8 protein-coding genes are annotated in these 13745 nt (G+C 77.2%); 7 read left to right on the top strand and 1 reads right to left on the bottom strand.

Going from position 1 to position 13745, the window contains the following annotated elements; translation table 11 throughout:
* Positions 1 to 2: 2 nt before the first annotated feature.
* The 3 genes from ACWDYF_RS31045 (at position 3) to ACWDYF_RS31035 (ending at position 4748) form a co-directional block, all read left to right on the top strand.
* Complete coding sequence (locus ACWDYF_RS31045; RefSeq protein WP_389472934.1) at positions 3 to 1388, top strand: protein phosphatase 2C domain-containing protein; 1386 nt, start codon at positions 3 to 5, stop codon at positions 1386 to 1388.
* Positions 1389 to 1511: 123 nt separating this feature from the next.
* On the top strand, positions 1512 to 2858 hold the full coding sequence (locus ACWDYF_RS31040) for a vWA domain-containing protein (RefSeq protein WP_389472930.1): 1347 nt from the start codon (positions 1512 to 1514) through the stop codon (positions 2856 to 2858).
* Between the two features lie 81 nt (positions 2859 to 2939).
* Positions 2940 to 4748: an FHA domain-containing protein gene (locus ACWDYF_RS31035; protein ID WP_389472927.1), complete on the top strand. Its 1809-nt coding sequence runs from the start codon at positions 2940 to 2942 to the stop codon at positions 4746 to 4748.
* Between the two features lie 18 nt (positions 4749 to 4766).
* Here ACWDYF_RS31035 and ACWDYF_RS31030 read toward each other — a convergent pair whose 3' ends face one another.
* Positions 4767 to 5765, bottom strand: a complete 999-nt coding sequence (locus ACWDYF_RS31030; protein ID WP_389472924.1) for a methyltransferase domain-containing protein — start codon at positions 5763 to 5765, stop codon at positions 4767 to 4769.
* 129 nt (positions 5766 to 5894) lie between these two features.
* Between ACWDYF_RS31030 and ACWDYF_RS31025 the strand changes: the two genes are divergently transcribed.
* The 4 genes from ACWDYF_RS31025 to ACWDYF_RS31010 all read left to right on the top strand — a co-directional run bounded on the left by ACWDYF_RS31025 (position 5895) and on the right by ACWDYF_RS31010 (position 13702).
* Positions 5895 to 6299 (top strand): globin, encoded by a 405-nt coding sequence (locus ACWDYF_RS31025; RefSeq protein ID WP_389472921.1) that lies wholly within the window; start codon positions 5895 to 5897, stop codon positions 6297 to 6299.
* A gap of 225 nt (positions 6300 to 6524) precedes the next feature.
* Positions 6525 to 9809, top strand: a complete 3285-nt coding sequence (locus ACWDYF_RS31020; protein WP_389472916.1) for an FtsX-like permease family protein — start codon at positions 6525 to 6527, stop codon at positions 9807 to 9809.
* Between the two features lies 1 nt (position 9810).
* Complete coding sequence (locus tag ACWDYF_RS31015) at positions 9811 to 12549, top strand: FtsX-like permease family protein (RefSeq protein WP_389472913.1); 2739 nt, start codon at positions 9811 to 9813, stop codon at positions 12547 to 12549.
* A gap of 187 nt (positions 12550 to 12736) precedes the next feature.
* Positions 12737 to 13702 carry an ABC transporter ATP-binding protein gene (locus ACWDYF_RS31010; protein WP_381743067.1) on the top strand — a complete coding sequence of 322 codons (966 nt, stop codon included), beginning with the start codon at positions 12737 to 12739 and terminating at the stop codon, positions 13700 to 13702.
* The last annotated feature ends 43 nt before the right edge of the window (positions 13703 to 13745 follow it).

Here is a 13745-nt window from a genome sequence, read left to right as displayed (position 1 = left end):
TGATGTCGCAGATGCACCAGCAGGCCGCCCTGACGAACTGCCCGAGCTGCGCGGAGCCGCTCGAATCGGGTGACCGTTTCTGCGGCGCCTGCGGATTCGACCTGTCCGCGGCCGCGGCGGCGCCGTCCGACACGCCGACGGTCGCCATGCACACCGGCGCGGTGCCGCGCCCGTCCGCACCGGCCGAGGACGGCGCCGCGGACGAGGAGTGGCCGCTCGCCCCGCAGTCGGACAGCTCCGGCGGGGCGCGCATGCAGCGCCCCACGGATCTGCCCGGCACCGACTCGGGCGGCTCGCCGCTGCCCGCGCAGGGGCAGCCGGCACCACAACAGCCGGGCGCGGGCGTGCGGTTCGACCGCGCGGCCGGGTCCGAGCCCGAGGAGTACCCGTTGCAGGCACCGGATCCGCGCGGACCCGTCCCCGGCGCGCCGGACGCGCCCGGCACCCCGGCGGAGCCCGCCGCCGCCCCGACCGCCGCCGTGTGCGTGGCCTGCCGGGCGGGCCGGGTGGACGACGACGGCTACTGCGAGAACTGCGGGCACGCCCAGCCGCGCGAACGCGACCACATGGAGCGGGAGTCGGGGCCCGTGGCGGCGGTCAGCGACCGCGGGCTGCGCCACCACCGCAACGAGGACGCGTTCGCGATCGGCAACGCGGTGCTGCCCGACGGCTCGCCCGCCGCGGTGGCCGTCGTCTGCGACGGCGTGTCCTCCGCGACCCGCCCCGACGAGGCGTCCCTGGCCGCGTCCCGGGCGGCGAGCGCCACGCTGCTGGAGGCCCTGCCCCGGGGCGTCCACCCGCAGCAGGCGATGCACGAGGCGATCGTCGCCGCCGCGCGGGCGGTCGACGCGCTCGCCGAGGAGCCCGCGGCGGGCCGCGAGCACTCCCCGCAGCAGAACTCCCCCGCCTGCACGCTCGTCGGCGCGGTCGTCACCGCCGGGCTGCTGGTGGTCGGCTGGGTCGGCGACAGCCGCGTCTACTGGGTGCCGGTGGACCGCTCGGCGCCGCCCGCCCGGCTCACCGAGGACGACTCGTGGGCCGCGCAGATGGTCGCCGCCGGGCTGATGAGCGAGGCGCAGGCGTACGCCGACGAGCGCGCCCACGCGATCACCGGCTGGCTCGGCGCGGACGCCTACGAACTGGAGCCGCACACCGCGTCGTTCAAGCCGGACCGGCCCGGAGTGGTCGTGGTCTGCACGGACGGCCTGTGGAACTACGCGGAGACGGCCGAGGAGATGGCCGAGGCGCTGCCCCGGGACGCCGTCGAACGCCCGCTGCACAGCGCCCGGGTGCTGGTGGGCCACGCGCTGGACGGCGGGGGCCACGACAACGTAACAGTGGCGCTGCTGCCGTTCCCGGTCGCGCCGCAGGGGGCAGGATCGGCCTGAGGGACCGGACCGGGCGGGGCGGCCACGGGTACGGGGAGCGCCGGTGGACCGGAAGGGACCGGTCCGCAGGAACCGCACAGTCGTCGGCCCCGCTCAGGGGCCCGGAGGGGGATCTGGCAGGGCATGGCCAACTTCGCGAAGTCCAGCGTGCCGCAGTTCTCGGTGGACGTGTACCAGAACGAGTACCTGCCCGAGGGCGGGCGCGAGGTCAACGCCGTCGTCACGGTGACGGCGACCGGCGGCGGCACCATCGGGAGCGCGGCCGGCGCCCCGCATCCGCCCGGCCCCGGTGAGGGGCCGTCCGCCGCGGTGGTCGTCATGGTCGACTGCTCGGGCTCGATGGACTATCCGCCGGCCAAGATGCGCAACGCCCGCGAGGCCACGGCCGCCGCGATCAGCACCCTGCGCGACGGGGTGCGGTTCGCGGTGGTCGCCGGGACGCACCGGGCCACCGAGGTCTATCCGGGCGGCGGCAGGCTCGCCGTCGCCGACTCCACCACCCGCGGGCACGCCAAGCTGGCGCTGCGCAAGCTCAGTGCGGGCGGCGGCACCGCCATCGGCACCTGGCTGCGGCTCGCCGACCGGCTGCTCGCCTCGGCGGACGTGGCCATCCGGCACGGCATCCTGCTCACCGACGGGCGCAACGAGCACGAGTCGCCCGAGGCCCTGCGGGCGGCGCTCGACGCGTGCGCCGGGCGCTTCACCTGCGACGCCCGGGGCGTGGGCACCGACTGGGAGGTGAAAGAGGTCACAGGGATCGCCTCCGCGCTGCTCGGCACCGCCGACATCGTCGCCGACCCGGCGGGCCTGGCCGCCGACTTCGCGCAGATGATGGAGACGGCGATGGGCAAGGAGGTCGCCGACGTCGCCCTGCGGGTGTGGACACCGGTCGGCACGACGATCCGGTTCGTCAAGCAGGTCGCGCCCACGGTCGAGGACCTGACCGGCCGCCGCGCCGAGGCGGGTCCGCGCGCCGGGGACTATCCGACGGGCTCCTGGGGCGACGAGTCCCGCGACTACCACCTGTGCGTCGAGGTGCCCGCGGCCCACCTCGGCCAGGAGATGCTGGCGGCCCGGGTCTCCCTGGTGGTGCCGCAGCCGGACGGCGGCGCCCAGAACCTCGGCGCCCAGGGGCTGGTACGGGCCGTGTGGACCGACGACATGGCCGCCTCCACCTCGATCAACCCCCAGGTCGCCCACTACACCGGGCAGGCCGAACTGGCCCAGGTCATCCAACAGGGGCTCGATCTCCGCAAAGCGGGCGATTCCGACGGAGCGACGGCCCGACTGGGGCGGGCGGTCCAGCTCGCCGCCGCCTCGGGGAACGCGGATACGGCCAAGCTGCTCTCCAAGGTGGTGGACGTGGTGGACGCGGCGGCGGGTACTGTGCGACTGAAGGCGAAGGTCGAGGAAGCCGACGAGATGACTCTCGAAACCCGGTCCACAAAGACTGTTCGTGTAAAGAAGTGACCTGAAAGACAGCGAGCCCGGCCCCTCGGGGTGGGAGAAATCCGGTCGACGCGACCGGACAGGAGAGGGGGAAGCGCCGACATGCCGACCTGCCCGAACGGACACCAGTCGGGTTCCGACGACTGGTGCGAGGTCTGCGGTCACCGCATGGCCGGTGCCGTACCGCCCCCGCCTCCGCCGCCGCCCCCGGTCGGCGGCTACGGCTTCCCGCCCGCGCCCGGCCCCGGTGGCCAGGGCGGCCCCGGTGGTCCCGGCGGGCAGGGCGGCCCCGGTCCGGCCGGCGGTTTCCCGCCCCCCTCCGCCGGGCCCGGCGGCCGGGCGGAGCTGTGCCCGCAGTGCCGTACGCCCCGGGAGGGCGGCGCGCCGTTCTGCGAAGAGTGCCGCTGGAACTTCCTGACGAACACCGCCACCTCGTACACCCCGGCCGCGCCGCGCCCGCAGAACCCGGGCCCCGGCCCGCGCTTCCCGCAGGCACCGGGCCCGTCCTACGGCGGCGGTGACTCCTACGAGTACCAGGGCTCCCGGCCCTCGCAGGTGAACCGGCCCGCCGAGCCGATCCCGCCCTTCGGCACGGAGCCCGGCGGCCAGGGCGGACCCGGCGGCCCGGGTGCGCCCGGCGGCTTCGGCCGACCCGGCGGTCCCGGCGCTCCTGGTGGCCCCGGCGGTCCCGGCGGCCAGGGCGGCTTCGGCGCGGACCCGTCCCGACCGGTCCCGCCGCCCCCCGGCCCGACCCCGCCCGCCGGTCCCGGTGGTCAGGGCGGTCCGGGTGGTCCGGGCGGCTTCGGCAACCCCGGCCGACAGGGTGGCCCCGACGGCTTCGGCGACTCCGGTCGGCAGGGCGGTCCCGGTGGCTTCGGCGAGTCCGGTGGCTTCGGCGACTCCGGCCGCCAGGGCGGCCCCAACGGGCCGGGCGGCCAAGGCGACTTCGGCCGTCCCCAGGGTCCGGGCGGCCAGGGGGGCTTCGGCGGTCCCAACGGTCCCGGTGGCTTCGGCAACCCCACAGGCCCCGGCGGACCCGGCGGACCCGGTCAGCAGGGCGGCCCCAACGGGCCAGGCGGTCAGGGCGGCTTCGGTGGTCCTGGTGGTCCCGGTCAGCAGGGCGGCCCTGGCGGACCCGGCGGCCCTGGCGGCTTCGGCAACCCCACAGGCCCGGGTGGTCCCGGCCAGCAGGGCGGCGGTCACGGTCAGCAGGGCGGCGGCCCCGGTGGCGCCGCGCAGGCGTTCCACCGGTCCGGTCCGCCCGCGCCGCCCGCGTTCCCGCAGGAGGCGAACCGGCCGCAGCCGGGCGGCCCCGGCGGGCCCGGCGGCTTCGGCGGGGACGACGACTGGGTGCTCTCCCCGCCCTCGTCCACCGACCCCGGCGGGCAGGGCGGGCAGGGCGGCGGCTACGGCTACCCGCAGCCCGGCTCCCCGCAGTCGCCGTCCTCCTCGCCCTTCCCGCAGCAGCCGAACCAGCCGCACCAGCCCCAGCAGCCCCAGCAGCCCGCGACCTGGACGGCGACGATCGGGCCGGACCGCGACTACTTCATGGCGATGATGCAGCGCTCGGGCCCCGAGGCCGCGGGCCTGAACCTGCCCGCGTACTCGCCCGAGCAGCAGCGCACGCTCGGCGGCGGCCAGGTCACCATCGGCCGCCGCAGGCACTCCACCGGTGACACCCCCGACATCGACCTGTCGGTGCCGCCGGAGGACCCGGGCGTCTCGCACCAGCACGCGGTGCTCGTCCAGCAGCCGGACGGCGGCTGGGCGGTCGTCGACCAGAACTCGACCAACGGCACCACGGTCAACGGCGGCGACGAGCCCATCCAGCCCTTCGTGCCGGTGCCGCTCCAGGACGGCGACCGGGTGCACGTGGGCGCGTGGACGACGATCACGGTGCGGCGCGGCTGACCCGCGCCGCCGTACGGATCACCCCGGCAGGGGCCAGCGGTGCGGCCCCCGCGGGTCGTCGAGCCACGCCCAGGCCCGCCCGTCGCACACGGTGACGCCGTAGCGCTCCCGCGGCGGGCGGCCCGCGCGCTCCCACAGGGCGTGGGCCTCGCGCGGGCCGGTCCGCCCCCGGGCCAGGGCCAGCAGGAAGCGGAAGTCGTCGTCCTCCCGGGCCCGCGCGGGCACCCCTCGCAGGTCCGGGAGCGGCGCGTCCGGGCCGCCGCCGGTGCCGCGCAGCGGGACGAAGTAGGCGGCGGTGCCGAGGAACGGGCCCTCGGCGTGCGCGGCGTCCCGCACGGTCAGCACCACCAGGCCGGTGGCGAGCGGGGTCAGGATCCGGGCGCCGGGCACGCACTGGGCGAGCCAGGCGCGCGGGACGGTGGGCAGCGCGCAGGTGGCGATGATCCGGTCGTAGGGGGCGCGTTCGGGGACCCCGCGGGCGCCGTCGCCCGTGACCACCACCGGATGGTGGCCCGCGGCGGCCAGATGGCACCGCGCCGCCTCGGTGATCTCCGGTTCCAGGTCGACGGTGGTGACGAGGCCGTCGTCGCCGAGCCGGTGGGCGAGCAGAGCCGCGTTGTAGCCGGTGCCCGCGCCGACCTCCAGGACCCGGTCGCCGTCGGCGGGCCGCAGTTCGGCCAGCATCTGGGCCATCAGCGAGGGCTGGCTGCTGGAGGAGACCAGTTCGCCGTCGCGCAGCCGGGTGGCGAGCGGTACGTCCTCGTAGGCGCCGCGCAGCCACCGTTCGCGCGCCGCGGCGTCCGGGCTCTGGCCCCAGCGGCGTTCGTGGCCGCCGGGTCCGGCGACGTAGTAGTACGGCACGAACAGGTGCCGCGGCACCCGGGCGAACGCCTCCCGCCAGACCGGGTCGGCCGCCCACGCCCCGCTCGCCTCGATCTCGCGCACCAGCCGCGCCCGCGCCTCGGCGGCGAGGCCGGCCCAGTCCTGCTCGTCGGTCCCGACAGCGTGCGCGCCCATGCCTCCACTGTGCTGCGCGGAGCGCCGCGAGGCGAGCACCGGCACCGGCACCGGCAGTGCCCCTCCCCCGGCCGGTGAACGGGTCCTAGGACCGGGGTCCTCCGTCCGGCGGTCTGAGACGATGAACGGGTGAATGAGATTCGGCGCGGCACGCTTCAGGAGCAGACCTTCTACGAGCAGGTCGGTGGGGAGGAGACCTTCCGCCGGCTCGTGCACCGTTTCTACGAGGGGGTCGCGGGCGACCCCGAACTGCGGGCGATGTACCCGGAGGAGGACCTCGGTCCGGCCGAGGAGCGGCTGCGGCTGTTCCTGATGCAGTACTGGGGCGGCCCGACGACGTACGGCGAGCAACGCGGCCATCCGCGGCTGCGGATGCGGCACGTGCCCTTCACGGTGGACCGGGCGGCGCACGACGCCTGGCTGCGGCACATGCGGACCGCCGTGGACGAGCTGGGCCTGTCCGAGGAGCACGAGCGGACGCTGTGGAACTACCTGACGTACGCGGCCGCCTCCATGGTCAACACCCCGGGCTGAGCCGCCCGGCGCGCCCCGGCCCGGACCGCCGTCGGCCCGGACCGACGGTTCTGAGCCACCGGGTGACGCGCACGAGTCCGGAACATCGCTCGGAGTCCCGCATTCCGGTCGTTCGACGCCGATTTCCGGTCACAATCCGATCAAGCTCGGTCTACAAGCGCTTACCCGTGCCCGGTCTCCTCTGACAGCATCGCCGAAAGGTCTGAACAACTACGGGGGAGCCGGGTGGCGGGGTTCACGGGATTCATCCTGTCGCGGGCGCGCGCCCACCGGCTGCTCCTGGCCGCCGCGGTGCTCTCGGTCCTGCTGACGACCGCCGTGCTGGCCACGCTCACCGCCTACTCCGGCGCGATCGGCGACGCCGCGCTGCGCCACTCGCTGCGGGACCCGCGCAACGCGGCCGGGACCACCCTCGTCGTCAAGGCCGACGTACCGCCCGCGCAGCGCGCCGGTGCCGACGCGGCCGTACGGAAGCAGGTCCGCACCGCCTTCGACGGCCTGCCGGTGAGCGTGCACACGCTGGCCCGCTCCGGCCCCTACTCCCTGCCGCGCACGCTCCAGACCGCCGCGCAGCGCTCCGGCGACCCGGACCTGACGTACTTCGCCGCCCTGGAACCGGCCCAGGTGCGGCTGGTCTCCGGCAGCCTCCCGCACGCCACCGCGACGGGCGAGCTCCAGGCCGCGCTGCCGCAGGCGGCGGCGCAGCGCCTGGGCCTGGAGCCCGGCGCCCGGCTGACCCTCGGCGACCGCCTGCACGACCGCGAGGTCCAGGTGCGGATCACCGGCCTATACCGGCCCGTACAGGCCGACGCGCCGTACTGGCAGCTCGACGACCTGGGCGGACGCGGTGTCCGCAAGGTCGACTTCACGACGTACGGGCCGCTGCTGGCCGACGCCGGACTGCTCGCCGGGGACCGGGTGAGCGCCGGGCAGACCGCCTGGCAGGCCGCCGCGGACTTCGGCACCCTGACCACCGGCCGGACCGGCGCGCTGCGCGACGCGGTCGGCGCGGGCGCGGGCGCCCTGAAGAAGACGACCGCCCTGGGCGCCACCCCGACCGTCACCACCACGCTGCCCGACGTCCTCGACCGGATCGACCGCTCCCTGCTGGTGGCCCGCTCGACCCTGCTGATCGCCGCGCTCCAGCTCGCGCTGCTCGCCGGGTACGCGCTGCTGCTCGTGGCCCGGCTGCTGAGCAGCGAACGCGCCGGTGAGAGCCGGCTGCTGCGGGCCCGCGGCGGCTCCCGGGCCCGGCTGGCGGGCCTCGCCGCCACGGAGGCGCTGCTGCTGGCCGTGCCGGCCGTGGTGTGCGCGCCGCTGCTCGCCGGGCCGCTGACCCGGCTGCTGGCCGGGCAGGGCGCCCTGGCCCGGATCGGGCTGCACCCGGACGTCCCGGTGACCGGCGGCCCCGGCGTCTGGCTGGTCGCCGCCGCGGTGGCGCTGGGCTGCGCGCTCGCGGTGACGCTGCCCGCCCTGACCTCCTCCCTCGCGCCCGGCCACCGGGCCCGCGCGCTGCCCGCGCCGCTGCGGGCGGGCGCCGACGTCGGCCTGCTGGCGGTGGCCGGTGTCGCCTACTGGCAGCTGAACCAGCAGTCCTCCGGCGCGGTCGGCAGCGACCGCGCCGGCGGGCTCGGCATCGACCCGCTGCTGGTCACCGCGCCCGCGCTCGCCCTGCTGGCCGGCACGGTGCTGACCCTGCGGCTGCTGCCGCCGGTGGCGCGGCTGGCCGAGCGGCGGGCGGCCGGCGGCCGCGGACTGCCCACCGCGCTGGCCGGCTGGCAGTTCAGCCGCCGCCCCACGCGCGGCGCCGGACCGGTGCTGCTGCTGGTGCTGGCCATCGCGCTGGGCATGCTGGCGATCGGCCAGAACGCCTCCTGGGACCGCTCGCAGGACGACCAGGCCGACTTCCTCGCCGGTGCGCCGGTGCGGGTGATGGGCGCGGGCGAGGGCGGCCTCGGCCGCACCGAGCAGTACGCGGCCGTCCCGCACGTGCGGTCCGCCGCCCCCGCCGTCCGCTCGTCCCTGCCGCTGTCCGGCGACCGGACGGCGACCGCCCTCGCCCTGGACACCACCACCGCCTCCGGCGCGGTGCTGATGCGCCCCGACCTGGCGCCGCAGCCGGTGACGCCGCTGCTCGCGCAGCTGGCCCCCAAGGGCGCGGCGGCGGGCGTGCCGGTGCCGAAGGGCACCACCCGGCTGCGCCTGACGGCGGCGGTGCGCAGCACCCCGGCCGAGCAGCCGGCGTCCCCGGTCGACCTGGCGGTCACCGTCGAGGACCGGTACGGCGTCCCCTACCGCACGTCCCTGCCCGCGCTGCCCGCCGACGGCCGCGCCCGCCCCCTCGACCTGCGGCTGCCGCCCGGCGCGGGCCCGCTGACGCTGACCGGCCTGGACCTGAGCGTGGCCCAGCCGGTCGACCGGGCCGCCGAGCACCGTCTGACCGTGTCCCGGATCGAGGCCGTCGGCGACGGCGGCACGACGCGGGCCCTGACCCTGCCGACGGCGTGGACGGCGCTCTCCTCCGGCGGCGACCAGGACTCCTTCCCCGACCGCAGGAACGCCCCGGCCGCCGCGAAGGTGACCTCGGCCCGGCCGCTGACGGTCACCTACGGCACCGGGTACGTGCCGCGCGAGGACAGCTACGAGGTGGGCACGGTGAGCGTCCGGCTCCAGGTCGGGCAGCCCGCGCAGACGGAGATCGCGGCGGTGGCCACCGACCGCTTCCTGGCCTCCACGGGTGCCCGCACCGGACAGCGCATGGACGTCACGTTCGCCGGCCGCAACCTGCCGGTGCGGATCGTCCGCGCGGTGCACGAGCTGCCGACCACGTCCGGAGCGGGCCAGAGCGCCGCCCCGGACGCGGCCCACGACGGCGGCGGCATCCTGATGGACCTGCGGTCGGTGAACCGGCTGCTCCAGAGCGGCTACGGCGAGAGCGCCGAGCCCACCGAGTGGTGGCTGAGCGCCGACCCCGCGCACACCGCCGACGTCGCCGCCGCCCTGCGCGCCCTGCCCGACATCGACCCGGCGCAGGTCGTGGTGCGCGCCGAGATCGCCGACCGGCTGCGCGACGACCCGTTCGGCGCCGGACCGGCCGCCGCGTTCACGGCCGCCGCGGTGGTCGCGGCGGCGCTGGCCGCGCTCGGCTTCGCGGTGAGCGCGGCCGGGGCGCTGCGCGAACGGGACGCCGAGTTCGCGGTGCTGCGGGCCCTGGGCGCCCCGCGCCGCCAGCTCGCCCGGATGCTCGCCGCCGAACAGGGCGTGCTGGTGGCCCTCGCGCTGGTGGTCGGCGTGGCCCTGGGCACGGTCCTGACCCGGGCCGTGATTCCGCTGATCGTCCTGACCGGGCAGGCCGCGAAACCGGTGCCGACGGTGCTGGTCCAGCTCCCGCCCGGCCAGGTGGCGCTGCTGCTCGCCGGTGTCGCCGCCGCACCGCTCGTCGTCACGGCGGTCATGACCCTGCGCCGGGCCGACCCGGCGGTGTCCCTTCGAGACCGCGGAGGTGAGTGAGGTGAACACCCGCACCGTCGCTCCCGCCTGGGTCCGGGTACGGCTGCGCACCGCGCCCGGTGCCGCCGCGGCCCTGGCCCTGCTCGTCGCGCTGACGGCCTGTCTGGCCGCCGCCTTCCCGCGCGCCCTGGACCGCTACGAGGACGCGGGCCTGGCCCGCGCCGTCGACCAGGCGACCCCGAAACGCACCGTCCTGACGGTGACGGCGCCGCAGCCCGGCCTCCAGCTGCCCGCCGAGGAGCGCTACCAGGCGCTGCTGCCCCCGGCGCTCGGCCGCCAGTTCGCCCGGGTCGCCGGTGCCGTACCGGCCCCGCTGAGCGTCGACGCCGCCCAGTCCTCGTACGGGGTGCAGAACACCGCCGATCTCAGCGCACCGGACCCGTGGCTCCCGCGGCCCTACGGCATCCCCGCGCAGATCCGGCTCGCCGCGCAGAGCGGCCTGGCCGCGCACTCCACCGTGCGCGAGGGCCGGCTGCCCCGGGCCGACGGCGAGGTGAGCGCCGAGAGCGCCGAGGTGGAGGCCGCCGTCACCGCCGAGACGGCCAGGAGCCTGCATGTGAAGGTGGGTTCGGTCGTCCACGTGCCCGCCGTGTCCCGGCCGCCGCTGGCCGTCCGCGTCACCGGCATCGTCACACCCCGCGAGCCGAACGGCGCCTACTGGTCGGCCCAGACGCTGCTGCGCACACCCGCCCTGGTGCGGATCCCCGGCAACCCCGACCCCCTGTTCTACTGGCTGGGCGCCCTGCTGCTCCCGCCGGAGGCGGCCCCCGCCCTGCTGGCCACCAACGGCCAGCCGGTCCGCTACTGGCAGATCGCCCCCGACCCCGGCGCCCTGCACGCCTACGACCTGGACGGGCTGACGTCGGCGGTCGCCACCTTGGAGGCCGGGCCGGGCCTCGGCCGGATCCGCGCCGCCACCGACCCGGCCGCGCAGGCGGACACCGACCTCGACGACGTGCTCACCGCCTACCGGCGGCTGACCTCCGGCGTCGGCCCGCTGGTCGCGGTCGCCGCGTTCGGCGGCGCCACGGTCGCCCTCGTCGTCCTGCTGATGGCCGGGGGCCTGGCCGCCGACCGCCGCCGCGCCGAACTGGCCCTGCTGCGCGCCCGCGGCGCCTCGCTGCGCGGGCTCACCGGCCGACTGCTGACCGAGACCGCGGTGGTCGCGGTGCCCGCCGGGGCCGTCGGCCTGGGCGCGGCCCTGCTCGCCGTGGACGAGGGCCGCCGTCTCCCGGCCGTCGCCGCCGCCGTCGCGGTCACGGCCGTCGCCTGCGCCGCGCTGCCGCTGCGCGCGGCGCTGGCCCACCGGACGGTCCGCGTCCACGCCCCGCGCGAGGACACCATGTCGGTACGTCCCTCCAGGGGCCGTACGGTCGCCGAGCTGACGCTGCTGGTCATCGCCGTGGGAGCGGTCATCGCGCTGCGCCGCCGCGGGGTGTCCGGCGCCTCGGACGGCTCGGGCGACCAGCTGGTCTCGCTGGCCCCGGTGCTGATCGGCGTGATCGCCGCGCTGGTGCTGGTGCGGCTCTACCCGCTGCCGCTGCGCCTGCTGACGCGCCCGGCCGCGCGGCTGCGCGGAGCCGTCGGCCATCTGTCGCTGGCCCGCGCGGGCCGTACGTCCGTCTCGGCCGTACTGCCGCTGCTGGCCCTGCTGACCGCGCTCACCACGGCCGCCTTCGGCGGTTCCGTGCTGGCCGGGGTGGCGGGCGCCCGCGACCACGCCGCGCTCATCGCGGTCGGCGCCGACGCCCGCGTCGAGGGCACCGGGGTGCTGCCCGCCGCCCTGCCCGACCGCGTCCGCCGCACCCCCGGTGTCCGCGCGGTCACCGAGGCCGCCGTCAACTACCAGGCCAAGGCGGGCACCGGGTTCACCCAGGTGACCCTGGCCGGTGTGGTCCCCGCCGACTACGCGGCCCTCTCGGGCCGCACGGGGCTCGGCGCCTTCGCCCAGGACGCGCTGCGCCGGCCGTCCGGCGGCGGGAGCCCGCTGCCCGCGCTGGCCTCCCCCTCGGTCGCCCGGACCTACGGCACCCAGCCCTTCCCGGTGCGGCTGGACGACGGCAGCGACGTCACCGTGCGCATCGCACTGGTCCGGGAGCGGACACCGGCCGTGATCGGCACCAGCTTCCTGGTCGTGGACCGCTCCGGCCTCACCCGGCAGGCCGCCCGCACCAGCACCCTGCTGCTGACCGGCGACCGGCTCGACGCGGGCGCGCTGCGCCGGGCGGCGGGGGCGTCCGTGGGCGTGGAGCTGCGCTCCGCCGTGCGGGCCCGGTTCGTCGACTCGCCGCTCCAGTCCGGCGCCGAGCGCATCTACACGGCGGCGGTCGCGGCCGGTACCGGCTACGCGGTGCTCGCCCTGCTCCTCGCCCTGCTGCGCTCGGCGCAGGAGCGCGGCGCGATGCTCGCCCGGCTGCGCACCATGGGGCTCACCCGGGCCCAGGGGCGCCGCCTGCTGGTGCTGGAGTCGCTGCCGCAGGCGGTGCTCGCCGCGGCCGGTGGCGCGCTGACCGGCTGGGCGACGATCCGGCTGCTGTCCCCCGGTGTCGACCTGACCACGATCGCGCTGCCGACGAACGTCGGCGCCACCGGGGCGAGCGCGCTGCGCGCCGACCCGCTGTCCCTGGCCGTGCCCGCCGTCGCGGTCCTGCTGCTGGCGGTGGCGGTCGCCGCCGTGCAGGCCTGGTGGACGGGGCGCAAGGGGTCCGTACGGGAGCTGCGGGCGGGGGACGCGCGATGAGCGCCACCGGCACGGAGAACGCGGCCGGCGCGACGAGCACCGCCGGAGCGAACGCCGCCGGGGCGGACGCCACCGGGGCGGACGGCCCGCTCGGGCGGGCCGGAAGCCGAACCAGTCCCTCCGACCGCCCCCGCCCCCGCCGCCGTAGCCGCCCCAGCCGCCACAGCCGCCGTGCAGGAGTCTTGCGATGACGACGAACCCCACCCTCGCCGACCTGGCCCGGCGCGCCACCGAGGACCGCACCCGGCCCGCCTACGGCCATGACGCGCTGATCACCTGCGACCGGCTGGTCCGCATCTTCTCCGCCGACGGCGTGGAGGTGCAGGCCCTCCAGGGCCTCGACCTGCTGGTGCGCAAGGGCGAGCTGATGGCGCTCGTCGGCGCGTCCGGCAGCGGCAAGTCCACCCTCATGAACATCCTCGCCGGTCTGGACACGCCCACCGCGGGCGCGGCCCGGGTCGGGGACCACGACCTGCTCGCCATGACCGCCAAGGACCGGCTGCGCTACCGCCGCGAGGTCGTCGGCTTCGTCTGGCAGCAGACCTCCCGCAATCTGCTGCCGTACCTGACCGCCGCGCAGAACGTCGCGCTGCCCATGCAGCTGGCCGGTGCCCGCGGCCTGGCCCGCCGCGCCAAGGCCGAACGCGCGCTGGAGCTGCTGGAGCTGCTGGAGGTCGGTGACTGCCGCGACCGGCGCCCGCACCAGATGTCCGGCGGCCAGCAGCAGCGCGTCGCCATCGCGGTGGCCCTCGCCAACAATCCCTCGGTGCTGCTCGCCGACGAGCCCACCGGCGAACTCGACTCGCACACCGGCGAGCAGGTCTTCGCCGCCTTCCGCACCGCCAACGAACGCCTGGGCACCACGATCGTCATCGTCACCCACGACCAGGCGGTGGCCACCGAGGTCCGCCGCACGGTCGCCATCCGCGACGGCCGCACCTCCACGGAGGTGCTGCGCCGCAGCGAGGTGGACGCCGCCACCGGCGACGAGCGGGTGGTCAGCCGCGAGTACGCCATGCTGGACCGGGCCGGACGGCTCCAGCTGCCCGCCGACTACACCCGGACCCTCGGCATGCGCGACCGCGTCGCGCTGGAACTGGAGGAGGACCACATCGCGGTGTGGCCCGACGACAGCGACAGCGAACGGGCCTGAGCGCGCGCCGCGCCCGGCGGGACCGGCGGCCCGGCGCACCGGG

This window comes from Streptomyces sp. NPDC003284 (assembly GCF_053589675.1).
The sequence above is the reverse complement of the archived record's forward strand: the minus strand, read 5'-3'. Positions and strand labels throughout refer to the sequence as shown.